19 protein-coding genes are annotated in these 21,939 nt (G+C 48.9%); 6 read left to right on the top strand and 13 right to left on the bottom strand.

Annotation, left to right across the window (positions count from 1 at the left end):
* Positions 1 to 212: 212 nt before the first annotated feature.
* From JW984_06710 to JW984_06680, 7 genes are all read right to left on the bottom strand, one after another.
* Entirely contained in the window at positions 213 to 1,142 is a 930-nt protein-coding gene (locus JW984_06710) for an alpha/beta hydrolase (protein ID MBN1572874.1), read from the bottom strand.
* A gap of 27 nt (positions 1,143 to 1,169) precedes the next feature.
* Entirely contained in the window at positions 1,170 to 1,544 is a 375-nt protein-coding gene (locus tag JW984_06705; GenBank protein MBN1572873.1) for a hypothetical protein, read from the bottom strand.
* Positions 1,545 to 1,626: 82 nt separating this feature from the next.
* Positions 1,627 to 2,469 (bottom strand): lysophospholipase, encoded by an 843-nt coding sequence (locus JW984_06700; protein MBN1572872.1) that lies wholly within the window; start codon positions 2,467 to 2,469, stop codon positions 1,627 to 1,629.
* Positions 2,470 to 2,654: 185 nt separating this feature from the next.
* Positions 2,655 to 3,653, bottom strand: coding sequence for a site-2 protease family protein (locus JW984_06695; GenBank protein ID MBN1572871.1), 999 nt, complete (start codon positions 3,651 to 3,653; stop codon positions 2,655 to 2,657).
* Positions 3,643 to 4,164: a hypothetical protein gene (locus tag JW984_06690; GenBank protein MBN1572870.1), complete on the bottom strand. Its 522-nt coding sequence runs from the start codon at positions 4,162 to 4,164 to the stop codon at positions 3,643 to 3,645. Before JW984_06690 ends, JW984_06695 begins: the two co-directional genes overlap by 11 nt.
* An 8-nt stretch (positions 4,165 to 4,172) precedes the next feature.
* Positions 4,173 to 4,931 carry a slipin family protein gene (locus tag JW984_06685; protein ID MBN1572869.1) on the bottom strand — a complete coding sequence of 253 codons (759 nt, stop codon included), beginning with the start codon at positions 4,929 to 4,931 and terminating at the stop codon, positions 4,173 to 4,175.
* Between the two features lie 528 nt (positions 4,932 to 5,459).
* A complete protein-coding gene (locus JW984_06680; protein ID MBN1572868.1) occupies positions 5,460 to 5,678 on the bottom strand; it encodes a zinc ribbon domain-containing protein in 219 nt (72 codons plus the stop codon).
* Between the two features lie 237 nt (positions 5,679 to 5,915).
* Between JW984_06680 and JW984_06675 the strand changes: the two genes are divergently transcribed.
* Positions 5,916 to 6,203 carry a hypothetical protein gene (locus JW984_06675; protein MBN1572867.1) on the top strand — a complete coding sequence of 96 codons (288 nt, stop codon included), beginning with the start codon at positions 5,916 to 5,918 and terminating at the stop codon, positions 6,201 to 6,203.
* Positions 6,204 to 6,544: 341 nt separating this feature from the next.
* Here JW984_06675 and JW984_06670 read toward each other — a convergent pair whose 3' ends face one another.
* Positions 6,545 to 8,329 carry a hypothetical protein gene (locus JW984_06670; GenBank protein MBN1572866.1) on the bottom strand — a complete coding sequence of 595 codons (1,785 nt, stop codon included), beginning with the start codon at positions 8,327 to 8,329 and terminating at the stop codon, positions 6,545 to 6,547.
* A 118-nt stretch (positions 8,330 to 8,447) separates the two neighbouring features.
* On the opposite strand from JW984_06670, the gene JW984_06665 reads away from it, so the two are divergent.
* A complete protein-coding gene (locus JW984_06665; protein MBN1572865.1) occupies positions 8,448 to 9,833 on the top strand; it encodes an MFS transporter in 1,386 nt (461 codons plus the stop codon).
* A 325-nt stretch (positions 9,834 to 10,158) separates the two neighbouring features.
* Here JW984_06665 and JW984_06660 read toward each other — a convergent pair whose 3' ends face one another.
* Positions 10,159 to 10,740, bottom strand: coding sequence for a hypothetical protein (locus JW984_06660; protein ID MBN1572864.1), 582 nt, complete (start codon positions 10,738 to 10,740; stop codon positions 10,159 to 10,161).
* Between the two features lie 547 nt (positions 10,741 to 11,287).
* Between JW984_06660 and JW984_06655 the strand changes: the two genes are divergently transcribed.
* From JW984_06655 to JW984_06645, 3 genes are all read left to right on the top strand, one after another.
* Positions 11,288 to 12,961 (top strand): FAD-binding protein, encoded by a 1,674-nt coding sequence (locus tag JW984_06655; GenBank protein ID MBN1572863.1) that lies wholly within the window; start codon positions 11,288 to 11,290, stop codon positions 12,959 to 12,961.
* The gene (locus tag JW984_06650) at positions 12,958 to 14,565 is read left to right on the top strand and encodes an FAD-dependent oxidoreductase (protein ID MBN1572862.1); all 1,608 of its coding nucleotides are present in this window, start codon (positions 12,958 to 12,960) and stop codon (positions 14,563 to 14,565) included. The genes JW984_06655 and JW984_06650 overlap by 4 nt, the downstream gene beginning before the upstream one ends.
* A 764-nt stretch (positions 14,566 to 15,329) precedes the next feature.
* Entirely contained in the window at positions 15,330 to 16,523 is a 1,194-nt protein-coding gene (locus tag JW984_06645) for a hypothetical protein (protein ID MBN1572861.1), read from the top strand.
* Between the two features lie 129 nt (positions 16,524 to 16,652).
* Here JW984_06645 and JW984_06640 read toward each other — a convergent pair whose 3' ends face one another.
* Entirely contained in the window at positions 16,653 to 17,228 is a 576-nt protein-coding gene (locus JW984_06640) for a hypothetical protein (GenBank protein ID MBN1572860.1), read from the bottom strand.
* A 1,077-nt stretch (positions 17,229 to 18,305) separates the two neighbouring features.
* On the opposite strand from JW984_06640, the gene JW984_06635 reads away from it, so the two are divergent.
* Positions 18,306 to 18,785 (top strand): tryptophan-rich sensory protein, encoded by a 480-nt coding sequence (locus tag JW984_06635; protein ID MBN1572859.1) that lies wholly within the window; start codon positions 18,306 to 18,308, stop codon positions 18,783 to 18,785.
* On the opposite strand, the gene JW984_06630 is transcribed toward JW984_06635, so the two are convergent.
* The 3 genes from JW984_06630 to JW984_06620 form a co-directional block, all read right to left on the bottom strand.
* Positions 18,780 to 20,123 carry a deoxyribodipyrimidine photo-lyase gene (locus JW984_06630; GenBank protein ID MBN1572858.1) on the bottom strand — a complete coding sequence of 448 codons (1,344 nt, stop codon included), beginning with the start codon at positions 20,121 to 20,123 and terminating at the stop codon, positions 18,780 to 18,782. The two genes, JW984_06635 and JW984_06630, sit on opposite strands and share 6 nt — an antisense overlap.
* A gap of 322 nt (positions 20,124 to 20,445) precedes the next feature.
* The gene (locus JW984_06625) at positions 20,446 to 20,853 is read right to left on the bottom strand and encodes a DUF2177 family protein (protein ID MBN1572857.1); all 408 of its coding nucleotides are present in this window, start codon (positions 20,851 to 20,853) and stop codon (positions 20,446 to 20,448) included.
* A gap of 135 nt (positions 20,854 to 20,988) precedes the next feature.
* On the bottom strand, positions 20,989 to 21,768 hold the full coding sequence (locus JW984_06620; GenBank protein MBN1572856.1) for a DUF1295 domain-containing protein: 780 nt from the start codon (positions 21,766 to 21,768) through the stop codon (positions 20,989 to 20,991).
* Positions 21,769 to 21,939 lie beyond the last annotated feature (171 nt).

The following is a 21,939-nucleotide window of genomic DNA, read 5'->3' as shown; positions in this document are numbered from 1 at the left end:
ATCGACCCTCACATCGGCACAATGTCAAACGCCGGCACGCCTGTAAAGCCCCAATCGAAGACTCTAGGCGAAAGCGCCAAAAACTTAAACTCCCCCCATCCCCCCCTCAAATCCGGTAGAAGACTCAGCGTAGTAACTTAAAAAAGTTGTCAACTACCTATTTTGACCGACGCTCCACATTCTATCACTACGATCAACCAACGACAGAGGGATTAAAGGTGGTCGTTCAGCCAGTTTATGACGTCGGCGAACACCTCTTCCCTGTTTACCTCGTTTAGCATCTCGTGTCTTGCGTCCGGGTACAGCTTGAGGGTAAGGTCCTTCATGCCGATCTTCTCGTACATCTTGTGGACCGCCCTTACCCCCTTGCCCCCCTTTCCGACCGGATCTTTCCCGCCCGAGAAGATGAACATCGGGAGGTCTTTGGGAGTCTTTTCGACGTTCTTCACGTCGTGGATGGCATTTATACCGGCAAGGAGGTCGCAGAAAAAGGAGGTCGTGAAGACCCCTCCGCAGTAGGGATCTTTCACGTATTTGTCGACCTCGGCCTCGTCCCTGCTCAACCAATCGAACTCGGTCCGGTTCGGCTTAAAGGGCTTGTTGAACTCGCCGAAAGAGAGCTTTGTTAAGAGCTCGCTCCTGAACTTCTCCCCCCTCTTCTTCTTCTCCCGTTTCGCTATTAGAACCCCTATCTTCCCGAGTATCCCGGGGTCTCCGCTCGTTCCTGATACTATGACGCCGTCGATCTCTTTTCCATACAGGAAGATGTAGTGCCTTGCGAGCATCGATCCCATGCTGTGCCCGAAGAGGAAGACGGGGAGCTTCAGGTTCTCCTTCTTGATGATCTTGGTCAACTCGTGCATGTCGTCCACGACCTTCGTCCAGCCGTCCTCTTTCGCGAAAAACCCGACGTTTTCGAGGTCGCCCGCCGTCTTCCCGTGGCCCCGATGATCCTTCGCGTAGACGGCGTATCCCTCTTTGACGAGGGCCTTTGCAAATCGCTCGTACCTCGAGGCCTGCTCCGCCATGCCGTGGGCTATCTGTACGGCCGCCTTTATCTTTTCTCCCTTATCGGGAAGCCACCTGTAGACGAAGAGCTCCGTTCCGTCCTTCGCCTTGAACTTAAAACTATCAGATTTCATAAGACCTCCTAAAATATATTATATCTTCTAAATATTTAGAATAGACTTATAATTATTTTTCTTTCTAATATCCCAGCTGAACGATAGCACTCCTAAATTTAGTTTTATTCCAAAAGTACTTTCAAATATTTCTTCGTTTTCCACAATTCTAATACCTTCTGGGAGTACTTCTACTATTTTAAAATCCCCTTGATCAGATGTTGGACCGTAAACCAATCCCGTCTTAAAAAGATGTCTTCCCGCATTTTTTATTCTTACATCATCCCATCCAGACACTTTCTTAAATTCTTCTATGCTGGTTTCTTTACCTTCCCTGTATCTTTCATAACAAAGCATTAACAACTCGCCAGCATCTTTTTGTATTCCCATTTTCCATCTATTATCGAGCTTGCTATTATTCAAGCTATAACCACCATGACTATTAGAAATAACCTTACCCGGACAATTACTAAGTAAGCGACATTGTAATACTAAACTTAAATTGTTAATCCACCCTCGGCTTGAGCCACTTCTCGATGTCCCTGTACACAAGCTGCCTATCCGCCTCGTTCAATATCTCGTGGAAAAATCCGTCGTAGACGATCAGCTTTTTGTCCGAAGACCCCAGCTTCTCGAAAAACTCCACGCTCCCCGCGGGATCGGCTATCTCGTCATCTCCGGCGTGCAGGATCAGAAAGGGTGTTTTAATATTCTCCGCCTTTTGCATCGCCGACTTCATGGCCGACACCATCTCCGTGAAAAAGCGGGCCGTGACCTTGTTGTGAACGAGTTTATCCTCCATATATTTTTTTATCACGTCTTTATCGTGGGAAAGGTAGATGGGATCGAACTCGTTTGACAAGGAATATCTCGGCCAAAACGCGGACAGCTGTCTGCCGATAAACTCCCTCAGCCCCAAGACCTCGGTCTTTGTCTTTAAGGGGAGCGAGGTAACGATAACGCCGTCCAACAAACCGGGATGCTCCTCCACAAAATTGATGCCGATCAGTCCCCCCATGCTGTGGCCCAGCAGGAAGTACTTCTTATCGCTCTCCCGTTTCCTCACGATATTGATGAACGTCCACAGGTCATTCACGTAGTCGCTCATGCCGTTTATATGTCCCCTCTTCCCCTCTGATCTTCCGTTGCCCCTGTGATCGAGACCGTAAAAGGAAAATCCCTTATCTATGAAATGCTCGATTACGTGGATGTATCGACCGCTGTGCTCCCCACTGTCGTGAGCGTAAATTATGACCCCATTATACTTTTTAGGTTTGAAGAATTGAAAAAAGATCTTAAGTCCCCCGACCCCCTCGAAATTCCCGCTGTCATGAATATATTGAGACATATTGTATATTACCTCCAGATTTCTTCCGTTCATACGAAATCAATTTTATCTAAAACCTTAAAAAGCTCACAACTCGTAATTCGGCACCCTTCATAAAGGTGGGTTGAATATCTCATTTCGTCGTAATCGTCCCGATCCCCAAAAGGACTTCAACCCGATCCGCTCGATCGGGAAACCATAATATTTCACATATCCATCCTGACCGGATTAGGAATAAAGGTCAAGATGAATATCAAAAACGTCAATATCCCCACGGCCACCCTCTTTTTGTCCAGAGGGATATCCCCGTCCATTATCGGCGGGTGGTCGATCCCTATCAGGATAAGTAGGATCGCCCATATCAACCAGCCCGGATAGAACACAACCCCCATGAATATCAAGACCAAGAGAAAACCCCTCGCCACGTACCTCTGGCGCCTTCCGAAGACCGCGTATGCTATGTGCCCGCCGTCGAGCTGGCCTATCGGCATCAGGTTCAGCGCCGTGACGAGGAATCCGACCCACCCCGCAAACCCTATCGGATGGAGCCAGATATATTGGCCCTCCGGCGTCTTACCGAGGACGGCCTTTGAGATGACCGAGAAGAGGATCGAGTCTCCGAAAATCAAACCGATCTCGTCACTTCCCCCCGCCGGTATATCAACGAATTTGGATTTCGCCAATCCCAGGACAACCACGGGAATAGCGACCACAAGACCCGCTATTGGGCCTGCGGCCCCGATGTCAAAGAGCGTGTTCTTCTTCGCGATGGGGGACCTCATCTTGATTACCGCCCCGAGCGTCCCGAAGAGGGTCGGCGCGGGGATGAAATAGGGGAGCGACACATCCACCCTGTTTCTCCTCGACGTGATGTAGTGTCCCATCTCGTGCGCCAGAAGGATCGACAAGATCGAGATCGAAAAGGGGACGCCCAACAAGAGCTTTGCCGGCTCCTTGAGTATATCCCACAACCCTACGTAAAAAGAGGCCCCTGCGAATAGGGTCGTTATGACCGTCAGCACAAACAGGACGATGTTAAGCCTGTAGCCCCTCCCCTTACTCCCCTTTCTGCCTTTCTGCGTCCTAATCCTCGGGTAAATCGGCCTCCGTCTCAAGTCGTCACGAGAAAATTCACCCCCATGAAGATTGTTTTCCGCAGCAGGGCCTTCGACGGTCTCTATATCCCCTTTAAGCTTATCTGTCAAAATATATGTTCTTTCCCGTGGCCGACATCGGTATCCCCATGATGTAGTCCCAGTCAACGATCCCGATGTCCCTCGCCACGGTCCCTATCCTGTACATGATCCTGTTGTCGACGTTCAGGATCGATGCGGTCTTCACGGCCGACCCGAGGGCGATCCCGAGATCGAGTAGCCTGAATGCGCAGTGGGGTCCGTTGAACTCCGGACCTTTCCTTTTCTTCATCAGCTCACCGCAGGAGTTGTATCCGCACGCCCCGCAGTTCAGGCCCAACGGCTTTGCGTCTTTGATCCCGATCAACAGCACCACCGGGGAATTCCTCACGCCTTTCGCGTCCCTGTCGAAGTTCCCCTTCCCTGTCCTCTCGCCGAACTTCTCCATCCCGTCGGCGAGCTTCTCAATCTCTTTGCCGGCGATGGATTTTACCAAGATATAATCTTCCCCCCGCGACTTGGGCGCCGTCCTCGCCGCCAAGGCCATGAGGTCGGCCGCCGCCTTCAGTCCACCGTCCTCCATTTATCCCCCTATCCCTTTTTGTACCCCTTTATGAACGGCTCGAAGAGGTCAATCGGCACCGGGAATATCGTGGTCGAGTTGTGCTCCGTGGCGATCTCGGAGAGCGTCTGCAAAAACCTCAGCTGCACCGATATGGGGTGTTTACCCATAACGTCGGCCGCCTCGGCCAGCTTCGTGGACGCCTGGAGCTCTCCCTCGGCGTTGATTACCTTGGCTCTCCTGATACGCTCCGCCTCCGCCTGCCTCGCGATCGCCCTCTGCATATCCTGCGGGAGGTCGATGTGCTTCACCTCCACGTGGGATACCTTGACCCCCCATGGATCAGTCTGCTTGTCGAGGATGTCCTGGAGCTGCCTGTTTATCCTCTCCCGCTCGGCCAACATCTCGTCCAGCTCCGCCTCGCCCAGAACGCTCCTCAGCGTGGTCTGGGCAAGCTGGGAAGTGGCGTACATGTAGTTCTCAACCTCGATTATCGCCCTGTTCGGGTCCATTACTCTGAAGTAGATGACGGCGTTCACCTTGACCGAGACGTTGTCCCTCGTGATGACGTCCTGGGCCGGAACGTCCATGGTGACGGTCCTCAGCGAGACCTTGATCATCTTGTCGATGAGCGGTATAAGGATGATAAGCCCGGGGCCTTTCGTGTCGATTATGCGCCCCAGCCTGAAGATTACCCCCCTCTCGTATTCGTTGAGAATCTTTATCATCGAAAAGAGGATGGCCACACCAAAGCCGATGAGAATTATCAAAGGAAATATTTTATCCATCTAAAACCTCCATATAGATTTTTTTCAAAACTGAAACAACAGTATACTCTTATACTATCACTCAGTCAATGAATTTATACTGCGGTCGCCCCTTATGAGCAACAAATATAGCCTTGCACGGTCGGCTTCCCTATCTCAACAAGGGGAATACTAAAAGAGTATTCCTCGACAGACGTGATTCTGGTCAAATTCTAAAGTAGACAGGAAGTATGTAAATAGCAGGGGGTGGTAAGGTATGAAAAAGTTATTTAAAAAAACCCATCGAGGTCGCAGAAAAATAAATTGCCTTTAAAACCGGGGTTTCAATGAATGATCTGATTGAAGCAGAAACTGTACAATTATGTGCTTGCCCGCTAATCAGTATCGAGGGACAATCACAAAACACTCCCGCCTACACAAACCCAAAAGCAGCTTAACAGATTATAATATTATGCCCCCCTTAACATGGTGGGGGGGCACAGACCCGTTATATAAATTCTGCCCCCTTTTTCCTCGGCCGATTGACAAATATCCAAATGGACTTGCGGATCACTTGCAGCTGCCGCAGTTCTTCGAGACGCAGCCGCTGCATGCGCTACCCCCTGACGACGCCACCGTTTTTTCGCTCCCCTTCACCGCAAACCCGGACATCTTCTTCCTTACATCTCCCGAAGCGCATTTCTTGCAGACCACATCGTCCTTGCTCCCGAGAACGAGCTCCTCGAACTCCTCGCTGCAGCTGTTACAGATGTATTCGTAAATCGGCATAATCTTCCTATAACTCGATCTTCAAACGGGTAAAGCGGATATCGAAACGGTATTGAAACAAATTGAGCCAATATGATATAAATATGATACAATATATATAGTATCTTATAACACATTTTCTTGGAAAGCAAAATCTATAAATCAAACACTTTCTACTTTCAGGTGTGATATATGTCACATATTTTTAGAGTAAAAAGTTTTAGATTGTTTTAAACAGGAATTTATGAGGATAGAGCCATGAAAAAGGCCATGAAAAAGGGATTTTCAGCGGTTATAGTTATCTTTATGATCGCGGCCCTGATCGGCTGCAGCGGGGTCGGCACAATAACGAGGGGGGGCTATTCCGTTTACCTGAATGACGGGACCGTATTCAACAACGTCAAGTGGTACAAGAGCAGGACGGAGGGAATAGGCCCCTTCGAGAAGCCCACGGGGACCGTCATGTTTCTGACCGAGGATTACGGCCTCGTGGAGGTGCCCTGGGCCAACGTCAAGATAATAAAGACGAGAACCGGAGCCGAATAGAAGGACCTGATTTAATCGATGGATTCGGCCGATTCCGGCCGCAGTGGGTGTCGGATTTGCGTTGGTTGATATTAAAGGGCAAAGGGTAAAAAGCGAAGGGCTGAACAAAGGCACCGGACAGGGTGTTAGCAAAGGCGTTGACAACAGCCGACATTAATAACAGTCAGCAGTATTACATTGGGTTTGCCGGTTGTTAGATATGAGCGGTTATTTTTCGCCTTAAGGGGCGTATTTAACCTAAAATATCAAACTCAAGAAGGTTGACTCGTAATTAAGGGGGCGTTACCGCCCCTGCCTCTACACCCCTTTTTTTTGCTTTCAGCATTGTCCAACGTTACCAGTCAATCCCGCCAATCCCCCCCATCTGGCGACACCCCCACGGTGCTAACAGATCCGATAAACCTCAGGTCTATATCCTTCTTGTCTTTAATGGCCGAAAGCTCGTTTTCGAGACCCCGAAAAGCCTCCGACACGAATCTTTTCAAAAAATCCGTGCCGTCCTCCCCAGTTCCTTTAACCGAAAGCTCCCCAATTATCCCGTCGATCTCATTCCTTGCCACCTCGATCTTTCTCCCCTTTCCCTTCAAAACCTTGCAAAACTTCTCGATATCCTTTCGTGAGAGGGGGATTACCTCCCACGTGCCGTTGAGACACCTTCTGACAATGGCCGTCATTAATACCGTTTCCATTCCCCAGTTGTTGACCGGGGCGTTCTTCTTCAGGTACGACTCTATCTCCACAGGGATGTCAACGAGGGCGGACACCATCTCTATTTTGTATTCCAGCTCCTTGAGAAATCCCTCGATAAACTCGACATCCCGTATCGATCTGAAGTTCCGATACTGGTCGTAACCCTCCGTTATCCCCTCGTAGAAGAACGGGCGATCGCCGGAAAGTCCTTTTATGAGATCGCCCGCCTCGCTTCCCCAGAGGGCGGGATTGATCAACTCCCGAAGTCTCTTCAGTATCTTGTCGGAGCTCTTTTTGACGTCGAGCGCCCTGCTGTATCCAAGGCGAAAGATAGACTGGAGGTAAACATCCTTAAGTATCCTCCTCCCCTCATCCCGGTTTCCGTTCGTCAGTATCTCAAGCCCGAGGTTCAAATAGTCCTTGGCCATTTCCACCGAAGATACGATCTGCTGGGTGTCCGCAAGGTCGCTTCCTTCGGCCGCGACGAGCTTATGGACAAGATACGACAATTCCCAGAGGACGTTTCCTTCATCCCTGGAACCTCCCATATCTGCCAAAAGCTCCTCCAGTATCCCCCCCTCCCCGTTCGTTGGCATGAGCCAGTAGTCCGGCGGGAGCTCGTCCCTATGCTCCTCATCGCTGTCTAGCACCTTGCCCACCCCGTTTTTTATCTCCTTCTTCAAAGACTCTGTATCCTTGTAAAGGAATATCTCCCGCGCCTCGTAAAACTCCGGGAATCCTGAAGTGGCCATCCTCGATGAGCGGAGCTGGTATGCCTCCTCCTCCATCGGCGACGGCAGCTCCCCCATTATCCCCTCCACCACTATCTTGTAGTACTCCGGCTCTATTTCGAAAAATTTAGACAGCACGTCAATGATCATCTCGAAATCGAGATCCGGATTTACGGGCCTGAAATAGTATATTGAATCGAAGCTGTAATAACCGCCCTCGTCCATCTCCAGGGGGTCCTGATCGAGATTTCTGGATTTCACCTCGATAATCCCCTTGAAGAAGAGTACCAGAAGGGGAGGATCGAGGGAAAAAAGGCTCTTTGTTAGCGCCCTCCCCCCGCCGATTGCGATCAGCTCCAGCCACTCCATTAACCTGTTGTAGTTGACCCGATCCTTTGTCCAGATATCGATGTCCATGAGCTGGACTATCTTCTCCGGAGCCGTCATCTCGAGGATTATTGAGGCATCGTCCCCCCACGACTCCCTCACAATCAGGTATACCTCCTGGGGGGAAAGCTTTTTCAGAAGGTTCATCGGATCGGGAGACGATATTATCAGGTTCGCCTTCTTTCTCGCAGGCATCCGCTGAATCAACCAGAGCCTCTCGTCGACGGTAAGCCGCTCCAGATCGGCCCCGTCTATGGTGCCGCCCCGTCTTGACCTGTCGAGGAGCATTTGAGGCCCCTTATCCTTATTCTTGCGCACCTTTTCAACCATAGCCGAGATTATACCAGAAAAATGAAAATAGGGAAAGTTAAACCTTTACAAACAAAACCAAATTAAGTACTATTGCACAATCTACCAACCAAATTGAAATATTAATATGAAAACAAAGGTCGAAGAAAAAAAATACGAAAGGATGCCCTTTTACAGGAAGATCCTTTTCGGCGTCGGCGATTCCACCTTCAGCACACTGTTTACCGTCGTCGCGTTTCTATACATGTTTTTCCTTACCGACGTGGTTGGGCTTAAGCCGTCCCTGGCGGGGGCGGTCCTCCTCATCCTGAAGGGATGGGACGCGGTAACCGACCCCATGGTCGGCTACTTGTCGGACAGGACGAAGAGCCGCTGGGGCCGAAGACGCCCCTACATGCTCTTTGGGATATTCCCCTGCGCCTTTTTTTTCGCCCTCATCTGGCAGACGTACCCGATGATCCCCATCGATAACCAGACCTTCCTCTTCATCACCTACGCGCTTCTGAACCTCGTCTTCTGGACCTTCTTCACCATAGCGGGAATTCCGTACGCCTCCCTGGCGCCGGAGCTTACCCTCGATTACGACGACCGCACATCCCTCATCAGCGCCAGGATGTTCTTCTCCATAGTCTTCGGGCTGCTGGCGGCGGTAGTGCCCTTCATGATCCTGGACCTCTATCCAAATAAAGAGACGGGATTCGGGATGATGGGCATCTTCATCGGGATATTCGCGATATTCCCCGTTCTTATATCGTTTTTCGGAACCAAGGAGAGGCCGGAGTTTCAGGAACAGAAATCACTACCCTTTATCACCTCCGTTAAGGAGACCCTGAAAAACAAGCCCTTTCGCGTCGCCATGACTATCTTCCTTCTGAGCTGGATGACCGTCGACATCATCGGCGCGGTCTTTATTTATTACGTCATATACTGCATCGGGTATACGGAATCGGTGCTTCAGATACTGTTTGGAACGATGTTTATCACGGCCATGCTCTTTCTCCCCTTCTGGGTCTTCGTCTCAAAGAAGATCGGAAAGAGGATGACCTACATCTGCGGCATGGCCTTTTGGGCCGCGGTCATGTTCCTCCTCTTCATCCTTCCCCCGGGAACGCCCTTTCTGGCCCTTGTTGTTTTGAGCTTCCTCGCCGGAATCGGCGTATCGACGGCCCACCTCATCCCGTGGGCGATGATCATAGACTGCGTCGATTTTGACGAGCTTAACACCGGGGCCCGCCGGGAGGGGATGTTCACGGGATTTACCCTATTCCTTCAGAAGTTCGCCTCGGCAATAGCTCTCTTCGTTATAGGGATATTCTTAGACTATTTCGGCTACGTGGCGAACATGCTGCAGACCAAAAAGGCGATCATAGCGATAAAGCTCCTGATCGGGCCGATCCCGGCAATGCTGCTGCTGTCGTCGATAATAGTCAGCCTCTTCTATCCGATCACAAAGGAAAAGTACAGGGAGATCAGGGAGATACTGGACAAGAAGGAGAAGGGGGCGGGGGCATAAGTTGTCTCTTTGGGCCGGGACGGGAACTGTGGATTGGCAATTGATTTGTCGTTGGAAGTAACTTCTGTAATGTAACCACCCCTGTTTTAGGGGCGAAGGTCATCGTCGGCACGGTAACAAGTACTCGGCTCCCCAACGTCCCGACATGAAGGCTGGTGGCTCATTTTTTACAGAAGCCGATCTCTTTGATGTGTCCGCATTTTTATCTACTTAGACAAGGGGCTTAAGCCCCTTGTCCTGCTCAAGCCCCTTGTTTTGTATTGTAAGTAAGGTGTTTATTTACACACAACTTGCAAATAGACTTGCCTTAGAGAATAAAATCACCTTAAGAAAGGCTCCTCGCCTCGGAGATCAGCGTATCGATCTCCAGGTTCACCATCCTGTCCATCACCTGCTTCTTTATTCCGGTCGTCCGCTGAATGGCGACAACGAGATTGGGGAAATAGCCCTCGGCGGTTATGCCGGAGATGACGTCTGTCACCTTCTTGAATGAGAGATACAGCCTTATCGCCTCGTCCTTGTCGAGCTCCTTTAGGCACTCCATAAGAAAGAGCTGCTGAACGACGCTCATCATCCCCAATCTGAATGAGTTTTCTACCCCGTGCTTGAGGTGCACTAGACCTATCAAGTACTGGCGCCTCCAGAAATCCCTGTCCACATTGCCGCTCGCCACATCGATGTACCACTTTTTTACGACATCCACGCCGATTTCCGGCAGGCGTATTCCTTCCCTGAAAAAGATCTCCTTTGTGGGCTCATAGGTAGAAATGGCGGTAATAAACTTCTTCGCAAACTCATCGCCCCACATCTTGGTCTTATCGGAATGCTTTTTGAGTACCGAATAGTCGTCTTCATTTAAACCGACCAAATCTAATAGATACGTAAGGTGAGTCTTAATTTCCTTCATTTTATACTCCTATTATAAAGTCTACTATTTATTATTATTTACTTCATGAAACAAATCTTTAATAATTCAACATTCCAATTTACTATTATTTCACATACATTATATTTAGCAAATTATATGCCAAAATAGCGTGAACCTTGCGGCCTCTCCAAAACAAACCTCCAAAAAAATCATGTTATTTCAGCAAATTAAAGCTCTTTTAATAAAATTTAGAATATTTTAAATATTATCTGAAAAATTGCAAGGACTTTTTTGCAAAGATATTTCCAGGTTAATCCAAAACTATCAGTAAAATATCCGGCGCTCTTTTTTTGTGCCTCCCTGCTAAAACCCTTTGAGTCCAATTGAAGCTTGGGCTTTACAAATCGATCCCCTTATTTAATTCTTCGTTCATCTCTCGAATCTTCTAAACAGACCTTTCATAAGTTAAATTGTTGACTTCAATTTTCAGCGGATATATAGTGGGAGGCCAAAATATTTTTTTCAACTTAAAAATAAGATAGTTTCTGATTTTTAAAGGCGATAGAAAGGGAGCGGAGCCGACTCAATGAACAGAGATTTCCCGATACTGGACGCGGACATACTTATCATCGGCGGCGGGAGCGCCGGCGCCATGGCCGCGGTGAGGGCAAAGGGAGTAAACCCGAGTCAGAAGGTGGTCATCTTCGAGAAGGGGGATATCAAGTACTCCGGCTGCATCGCCCGGGGGATGGACGCCCTGAACATCGTTGCGGTCCCCGGGGTCTCCGACCCTGACCTCTACGTAGAGTCAAACCGGATGGCCTGCGAGGGGATCATGGACGAGCCGGTGAATCATAAACTGGCCGAGCGTAGCTGGGAACTCTTAAAGCGCCTCGAAGAGTGGGGCGTCTACTTCCCGAAGGACAAAGACGGAAACTACGAGATCCTCCAGGTGCACCCGAAGGGGAAATTCTGCCTGACGATGATGGAGCCCGACCTGAAGACGATCTTGGCACAAAAGGTAAAGGAGTCGGGGGCCGAGGTCGTAAACCGAACGATGGCGGTCAGGCTTCTGAAGGAGGGCGACCGCGTCTCCGGGGCGATAGGGATGAACGTCAGGACAGGAGAGATAATCGTCTGCAGGGCGAAGACAACGATCATAAGTTCCGGCGGAACGGCGAGGTTCGGCCTTCCAGACAACGGCCACCTCTACGGTGTCTACGACTTTCCGGGAAACACCGGCGACGGCTACATACTGGCGTACCGGGCCGGCGCCGAGCTGAGCGGGTTCGAGTACACCCTGGTCTACTACATCGTAAAGGACATCAACGCGCCCCTCCTTTATATTACGCTCACAAGGGGGGCGAGGCTCTTCAACGCCCTGAACCAGCCCCAGGACAGGGAGCACCCGTCGATCCGCACCATGTACAGGGAGCACCTCCTGATGAACCGGGGCCCTCTTCGCATCGAGATGAGCCACCTGCCGGAGGACAGAATCAGGGAGATCGAGGAGATACTATTTACCACCGAGAGGCCCGCCTGCCAGCGGTTCTACGATGGGAGGGAAATCGATTTCAGGAAGAAGGAGATAGAGCTATGGCCCACCGAGTGTTTTCTCTGCGGGGGGCACGGTCTCACCGGCGTCCGGGTAAACGAAAGGGCCGAGACCACAGTCCCCGGCCTCTACGCCGCGGGTGACACCTCGCTGGTGGCAAGGGGGCACCTCTCCGGTGCCTTCGTCTTCGGCGAGATTGCGGCCGAGTCCGCCACGGAGCTCGCCGAAAAAGACGGGGATGTCAACCCGAACCTCGATCAGGTCAGCGATTTTCTTTCGGAGATAGAGGAGAGAACGTCCCAGAAGGGCAGACCGGTATCGGTCGAGGAGTTCGAGTACAAGGTCAGGCGAATCATCGGCGATTACCTCGTACCGCCGAAAAACGAGTACAAGCTCAACCGCGCCGTCTGGTGGATGGACCGCTTCAGAAGAGAATTGAGAGAGGTGGTTCGGGTGGAAAACGTCCACGACCTCTTCAAGCTCTTCGAGGTAGAAAACATCATCCAGTGCGCAAAGATGAGCGCCGTTTCTTCCCTCGAGCGCAGGGAGAGCCGCTGGATCCCCTGGCACTATAGAGTCGACTACCCGGAAACGGACGATAAGGAGTGGCTGAAGCACATCGTCCTGATAAAGGGTGACACGATAGAGGACATAAGGGTCAAGCACGCGCCAATCATTAAAATGGAGAGGGGGATAAAAGAATGAGAGTAAATCTCATGGAGGGCCTCTCCGACAACATCGTGGTCGACAAGGACAAGTGTACCTTCTGCGGGGTCTGCGTCGAGACCTGCATCCTGGACAACCTTAGGATGAAGCTCTCCCCCTGCCGGGGCGCCTGCCCCCTGGGGGTCAACTGCCAGGGGTACGTTCAGTTAGTGGCCAGGGGGGAGGAAAAAAGGGCTCTCGACCTGATCAGGGAGACGCTCCCCTTCCCCGGAATCCTCGGCCGTATCTGCTCCAGGCCCTGCGAGGAAGCCTGCCACCGAAGGGAGACAGAGGGCGAGGCGGTGGCAATCAGGGAGCTGAAGCGCTACGTCAGTGAGTTTGAGGAGGAGGCGGACTACACCCCCCCGATGGAGGCGGAGACCGGAAAGAAGGTTGCCGTCGTCGGCTCCGGCCCGGCGGGTCTCGCCGCCGCGTACGACCTGAGGAGGAGGGGGCACAGGGTAGACATCTTCGAGGCGGAGTCTGCCCCCGGCGGGATGCTCAGGTGGGCGATCCCGGAGTTTCGCCTCCCCCTTGATATACTTGAGAGGGATTTATCGGTCCTTAATCGCATGGGCGTTAAGATAGTTTGCGACAAGGCGGTCGGTAAAGACATCCCCTTCGACAAGGTCAAGAAATCGCACGACGTGATTATCATCGCGGCGGGGTGCACAGAAAGCGTGACTATGGAGGGGATGGAGAACGCCGGGAGTATCCACTACGGCCTCCCCTTCCTCAAGGCTGTGAGGTCCGACAGGCCTCCGAAGGTGGGGGAAAAGGTCGTGGTTGTCGGCGGCGGCAACGTGGCGGTGGATGCCGCACAGACGGCCTTACGCCTCGGCGCCGGGGGTGTTAATATAGTGTGCCTCGAACCGGAGGCCGAAATGCCCGCCTTCCCCTGGGCTGTGGAGGACGCCCGGGCCGAGGGTGTCAAATTCCACCCCTCCTGGGGAAACCTTATGCTCCATACTGAAAAGGGCCAAATCAACAGCGTTGAGTTCCGGCGGTGTATCGAGGTGAACTGCGCCGACGGTATCTTCAAGCCGGTATTCGACTCGTGCGAGACGCTGGGCCTCGACGCCGACACGGTCATAATCGCCATCGGCCAGAGGCCGGACGCCTCGGCCCTCATCTCAGCCGGCCTCAATATGAAGAAGGTAGCGGAAATCGACCACTTGACCTTGCAGGCCGGCTCCGAAAACATCTTTGTCGCCGGCGACATCGTTACCGGCCCCTCCTCGGTTGTAGAAGCGATGGCAAACGGCCTTGTGGCGGCCGAATCCGCCGACAGGTACCTCAAAGGGAGACACATGAGATACGGACGCTCCTACGCCGGCCCTATTATAACCGAGTTCGACATCGACATTAGCAGGGAGAGCGACTCCCCCCGCGTGGTGACCAAAAAGAGGAAGTACAATGGTTCGGGCGATTTTTCAGAGATCGAGTCCACGATGTCCAAAGATGAGGCGTTAAGGGAGGCAAAGCGTTGCTACTCCTGCGGCGAGCCCTTCGGGAAGCACAGGTCGTGCTGGTTCTGCCTCGCCTGCGAGGTTGAGTGCCCCGAGGAGGCGATCTGGATCGAGATACCCTATCTCCTTAGATAGCCGAACACCGATCAACGGGGCTGGAGCCCGTGGTAAAAAATCAAAGGTGCCGAGCGTAGAAATGTCGTTCATTCCTCTTAAAGCAACAGGTTAATTTTATTAAAAAATAGGCAATTACCCAAGGTCGGCCTGAAATCACCAAGCTGTTTAACGTAAGCTATTTGACTTAAACTTGAATTATTGCTGAATGAACACGTGCTGTTTCCATTGAGACTATTCGCTTGAGAAGTATTTCCATCAATTCGGCTTAACTATGTTGCTTTATCATTTTATCAAATCGTCGACCCTCTCGGATTGATTCGGGAACAAATTATCCGGAACCTTATCCCTCCCACGAGCATTAGCGACAAGATACCTCGCACATCTCGAATAGTCGCCTTTGCAAAACTCTTCCTTTAGCTTTTCTGAAAAAACGGGCATATTCTTCAATCTATTATTAAAAAACATGCAATCCTTTAATAATTCACAATCTCCCATTTTACTACTCCATATATAATTGACTAATATTACACGTAACAGTTTATGTGTCTGATTTGCACATCAATTCACTTGATTTTAGATTAACATTAAATGCTGTTTATCACAATAGAAACTTGGTATCAGACAGACTCTCATTTCATAATAGAAAAACGGAGGTAAATGGTTTCGAGAAAGACAAAACTCGTTTATTGGAGGTTTTTGATTTTTGAATCATAAAAGCTTTATAAAAGAAAACTTGACAAAAAAAATCACTGTGCTAATTTACAAACCCTGGGAGGAAAGCCATGAAAAAAATAATTGCGATTTCGGCCGTGCTTCTCTTTTTGCCAATTTCCATCTTTGGGGAGAGCGGCAAGAAAGCAAGCGAATTTAACAAAACCATCGAATTGAAAATAGCAAAACAGATGGTGGATGACTCCTCTTATCAGAAAAAGGAGCCGTTGGAGACGAAGCCCGCTATATCAAAGATTGATCGACCCATCATTCTTGACACAGACGCCGATTTTCTCTCGGAGCCATTGCCATCGGCCGATCCACAGCGCTACAAGGGATGGAGGGAAACGGCGAAAATCAATGTGGGACAGAGCCATCTCTCAACAGCCGACCTCACCGGAGACGGGCGGTACCTCCTCGCGATGAGCGAAATGGAAGCCACGGTCCGGGTTTATCTTGCAAACACGAAAAAGCTTATCGGCAACTTTAAAGTCCCGGGATTCGAGTACGGCAGTTTTGACAGGGGAGAGGTCGTCCTATGGCCCGAAACAGGCGGCGGGCCGACCTTCCTCGTCGGAAACGAAGTCGGGCTCAACCTCTTCAGCGGACTTACGGGAGACCTGGTCACCCATCTGGACGGCTCTCCCGTGTGGCATATGCGCTGGTCTCCGGACGGGCGTATTCTCATTTGCGTTTTGTCAGACATAAGCACCCAGACGTCGGTTCTCACGCTCTTCAAACGGGTCGATCCCAACTCCCTTAAGAGGATAGAGACGATCAAATTCAAGAACCGTGTGAACGGCTTTGCCCTGAGCCGCGACAATCGATACATGGCGGTCACGTTCTACCCGTCCGATCTTGTCGAGCTGATAGACCTGCACAAAGGCGGGGCGGTCTGGTCTATTCCTGCGCCGACCTTTTCCAGACCGGTCGACATCTCCCTAGACGGACGTAAGGTCGCCGTCGGCGGACAATATCTTATCTTGATCGACGCAGAAAACCCATCCCATATAAGCACCTACAAGGATTTTCAAAATAACCTCCACAACGTGCGCTTCTCTCCGAGCGGGGACGCCGTCGCGGTCTCGTCTTACGACGGACACGTCAGAATAATCTCGACGGATATGGGATCATCCAATGCCGCGCTTATCAAAGACCTGAGGCATGCTGGCACCTCGAATGTCTACTCCCTCGTCTTCGGCGGAGACGGCGCCTTTCTGATCTCGTCTTCCGGCGATAAAACCATCAGGTTCTGGGGGAAGTAGAAAGCTGCGAGTCGTTTTTTTGCAGACAATATACAGGGGTTTACTGATCGTCCGGTTTTTGTAGGGCATGAAAATCTACGTCCGGCAATTCTAGGGCCGCATCGATAACAAATATCGGGCGCAGGCGATTCAATCCACGGGCACGATCTCCCAGCAGCAGGTGTCATCACCCATGGCCATGCATTTGATCTCCACCGACTTTAGACCCTCCACTCCCGCCCATTTGATAAATGCATCGAGCATTCCGTTGTAAACGGTGCAAAACGGGGCATCGTCTTTAATATTTTTGCAGGCCGTACAATCGGGATTGTCGAAGATAATCTTTTCCCCCTCCTTTTTTACCTTTCCCCTACCCGACGCCAAACAATACAACTCTATGGCCTTAAAAAGCTTTTCCTCTTTTTCAAGATCGTTGAAGGATTCCAGCATGCCGGTTCCCTGTACCTGTTTTACAATTGACGTCCCGACTATCCTGAACACCGCCTTCGCCCCGGAAGTACCAAGTACCTTATAGTAATTTGATGACAATACGGCATATTCATCATCTGTAAAGTTTTTCTCCATAGAGTAATCCGGCTTGTTCTCAATCAGCGAAGCCATATTCGCGTAATTCAACAAAGCCTTTACGCCGTTGACTCCCAGAATGTCTTCGGTCGCATCCAAAAGAATACGAATAACCACATTCGAAACAGTTTTTTCACCCATTTTTTTCACCGCAATATCAAAATCCGCTATATTTTGTATTGTATTTTAGAATATGACAAATTTCAATACCTCTTTTCCTTTTCTTTTTTCATATGTGTAACCATAGTCTTCAAATATTACATTATCTCAATTTTAATTATGCTAAACCACTATAGCGAAGAAATTAGACTTTTTTGTCTATTTACAGCCTGAAGATTTACCCCATATTTGAAAAACCGGCATAGGGTAATTGCGTAACAGCATGGGACCCGATCGATTTGATTCTACAAAAAAAGCTGAAGCTCAAAGTCCGCTTTTTTGATCTGTCTTTGCAATACTTGCTTCTCCCCAAAAAAAAGGAGCTGAAACTTCTCCCAACTCCTTGAAATATTGACAATATATGGCGCGCCCGGCAGGATTCGAACCTGCGGCCTACGGATTCGTAGTCCGTTGTATTAGGTATGGTAGAGCTGGGTAATTATTAGGTTTTTTCAATAATATCAAATAGTTAAGTAAATTTTGACTATCCTAAAATATACCTAAAAATACCAAAAAATACCCATTTTTTTCAAAAAAAGTGACACAAAAATGACACCAAAAAAACGACCTTATGACTGCCAGTCATGTACAGGGGGTTAGCCTAAGTTATTGAAATAACGTTGAAAATAGGCTAACCCTCTATTTTTATTGAGAAAAACGTTTTGATCTGTTTCGGTTTATTTCGATCTATTTCGGTTTGTTTTGAAGTGTTTTGGTCACTGTGTGGTCACACACAATAAATAACATGGAATATAATTATTATAAATGAAAGAGCATTGTTTATTTTCGAGAACAAAGTCATTGGGTAAATAGTGAAAATCTGAGTTACATTTCTGGAACACATAATTTTATCATATAAACCGATAATCTTTTTATTTAACATGATTGGTACATTACAGATTGTAATGGTGAATTTACCCAACATGCAGACGACTATGCCATCGGCAATTAATTCGGGATTACCTTTGCTTATTTACTCAAATGGATATAAAATATACAATACGTCGAAGAAAATCTTTTTATTCAATACAAGGTAAAAACTTTCTTTTAGGTCAATGTATGAAAAGTAAAGATATTGTTAGGCTATTGGGCGCCGTAATCTTGTGCGAGGGCTGTGGAATTATCGGTTCGCTCTTTACCGCTCCCAGCGTCCCCACGTGGTATGCTTCGCTCACAAAACCATCGTTTAACCCTCCCGACTGGATATTTTCACCGGTCTGGATCGCTCTCTTTTTTCTTATGGGGATCTCGCTTTTTTTAGTAATACGAGAAGGGTTTAAAAAGCGGGAGGTAAAGTTGGCGGTGTGGGTTTTCGCCGTTCAACTTGTCCTAAACGTCCTGTGGACGTTGATATTCTTTGGTCTCAAAGCGCCCCTGGCCGCATTTATTGAAATAATCTTATTGTGGATTGCCATACTGGTGACTATTATTAGGTTTTTCCCGATTTCAAGATTGGCAGGATACTTATTGATTCCCTACATAGCGTGGGTCAGTTTCGCCGCCCTGCTCAATATTTCCATTTTTATCCTTAACTCATAGGGCATTGATTTTTCTAATGTATTCCTCAACGTCGAATTTCGACCGAGCTCCCCGCTCGCTCATGTACCTTACCTTTCCGAAAATAGGCCGCTCGCCCCATGCCCGGTCATGTACACCACCAATAGACCACGCGATGCCGGTGTATCCGTTAGGGTCTCTGCCGTCCAGTTCATAGGCGTCGTTTAGATAGATGGCAAACTCCTGGGCCTCCTCGGGATGCCTTGTCCATTCGAGGATCTTTTTCGCCCAGTACATCCTCAAATATCCGGCCATCTTACCACATTTTACCATCTCCATCTGGGCGGCGTTCCAGAGCTTGTCGTGGGTCTCGGCACTCTCAAACTGACGGACGGTGTAGAGATACGGCCGGGGGTCATTTCTGTGATCGTTGAGGGTCCTTTTTGCCCAGTCGGGGAACCCCTCAAAAGAATCGTAGTTTTTTTCGTAAAAACAGTAATTATCAGAAAGCTCTCTCCGGACGATCAGCTCCTCTAAAAAAGCCTCTTTGGCGGTTTTTGCTATCGGGCTCTCCATAACCTTTAAGACCACCCTGAGGGGAGAAATATGTCCTAAGTGGAGATAGGGCGAAAGGTTTGAAGCAGCATCTCGGGTGGGGTCGTTTCTCGCCTCGGCATACCGATCGAGCTTCTGTTCTATAAATTCTTTGAGAACATTTCCGGCTTCATCCTCTCCCGGAACGAAGAAGCCGAAATTGTGATCGGCGTCCTTTATCCCGAGGATTTTTTCGATCTCTTGCCAGTCATTTGCAACATTATGGAGATTAAAATCTCTCTGTGGTTGTAGTCTCTCCGGCGAGTCCAAGAATTCTCCCAGAAGCCTGCTTATCTTAGGACGAATCGTATAGGCGCCGTACTCCTTTTTAGGGGATGCCACAAAGCAGGGGACTATATTATGGGCATCGACCTCAAAGTTCGGGACATCGATCGAAGATGCCACTTCATCTTTCCACTTCCTCTTTATTCGGAGCGGATCGAAATCGCAGATAACGGCGCCGATTTTATGCTGCCGAACGAAATCGTAGATTATGGTTTTGGGTTCACCTACCTTAACAAAGAAGGGAATGTTTTTTTTGTGAAGCCTTTTTTCTACCTTTTTGAGCCCCTCGATCATGAAGGAATACTGTCTTTTCTTGGCACCGAGAAAGTTTGAGGCGAGACAAAAAAGCACCATCAGTGGTTCTTTGCTTATCTGAGCGAGCTTCTGGGCAAAGAGGATGGCCCAGTTGTCTTCAGTCCGCATATCTCTCGACATCCAGTAGAGTATGCTCCCGACTCGTTGCGATTTATTGTTGAGCTTTCTTATCCTCTGCTGATTCATATGCATCAGTCATGATTTGTGTTGACGGTTTGACCTCCTATAAGATGGTCTGTAATCCCTTACGTCTTTTGACGTTCCTTTAAAGAATTTACACTATCCACTCCTTATCATGCAAATGACCATCCGGAGCAAAAGAGTTACGCTTAACTCTACATTTTGGTTTTTCCTTAAGGATATAGCTTTAATAGAATATTCCAATAACTGTAATTAGAAACTCGGAGATGATTTATACTGTAAAATTTAGTGGAGAATTAGAGCAATAAGAACTCATGGGAAGCTAACAGGAACTCTCATTCTGAAGGAGTCTTACTATCTTCTGTGATTAGACAAGCCATCTTGAAATAGTGAAACTCAAGAGTGCGGTAAGTGTGCAAAGACACATACCCCAGAGTATATCAACTACCACAATAATCAATGGCCAATTTTTGATTGTGGCCAGATTCGTTAAATCATAGGTTGCATAAGTAAAAAATCCAAATAGCGCGCCAAAAACTACAGCCTGCACCCACGAATTGCTGTTTACTGCCGGTCGAACGGCAAAGATGAGAATGCCCGCTATAAATACTAAGTAAAATGTAATGGCCGCCGTCCAGTTGATGTTGGGACTTAAAATAAAACCCAGCTTTCTACGGTAAAAACCCTTGGCTACAACACCGAGCCACAACATATCAATTGCAAAAAATACTGGTACCGTTAACGCGTAGAGTTTAAGGTAAAATATAATGCTCATAGTGTCACCTCAATTCCACTATCCTTCTTTATACTTATAACATGTATTCTAAGCTATTGCAAGAAAAAAACCGGTACTATACCATTGTAACCTAGAGTAATTCACATTCCATACTACCCTACCTCACGAACTTCTTTACATTTTATTAGGAAACCACGGAATCAATACGCTCGTCCTTCGTCTGTATTCTTCGAAGCCGGGGGTCTTTGCCATCAGTCGCTCAGTCATGGGGATCCCCGAGACCAAAACGATCATAAGCGTGATGGTAAGTGGGCCGATAAATCCGATCCACCCATAGGGGACAGAGAGTGCGATGATAAATATCCCCCACCACATCGTGATCTCCCCGAAGTAGTTAGGGTGTCTGGTATAGTGCCATAGTCCCCTGTCCATGATAGTTCCCCGGTTCTTGGGATCTTTTAAGAAGGTGTCAAGCTGATAATCGCCCATCGATTCGAAGAAAAATCCGGTCAACCACACCAAAAGCCCCAGGACGTCGAGGAAAACCAGATTACTATCGCTTGTGGTGTTGATGATTAGAACCGGGCTGATGTTAACAAGGAGGATCATCCCCTGAAAAATGAAGACCTGAAGGTAGCTTCTCAAGATGAAGAAGCGGCCCCACTCTTCCCTCCATTTTCGATAACGGGGGTCTTCCGGCCTCCCACGATTTCTAAGAAAAATCCTTATCGAGAGCCGACTACCCCAGATCAAAATGAGGCTACAGGCCAGAATCTGCCGCGGATACAAACTGCCAACAATCAACAACGTTGCCCATGCGACGATGACGAATCCAAGTCCCCAAGCGATATCGGCAATGCTGTTATCTTTGCGAATCAGGGCAATAACGAAGAGCCCCGTCATGTAGCAGAAGATGATTATCGCTGCAATCAAAAATGTATTAATTATTTCCATCTAAACACCTCCTTTTCTATCTTAATAAATGATCTTTTTTCAATATGAGACCTCTCGCTTTCCCATGTTATGATAGATCAGGACTGCCCGAGAGATAAGTTTTTTTCTAATCCTCTCTCTATTATGTCTCTCACCCTTTTAATCAAATCGTCAATCTTATCCCGGTCTTTT

Source organism: Candidatus Zymogenus saltonus, from assembly GCA_016929395.1.
Classification (GTDB): Bacteria; Desulfobacterota; Zymogenia; order Zymogenales; family Zymogenaceae; genus Zymogenus; species Zymogenus saltonus.
The sequence above is the reverse complement of the archived record's forward strand: the minus strand, read 5'-3'. Positions and strand labels throughout refer to the sequence as shown.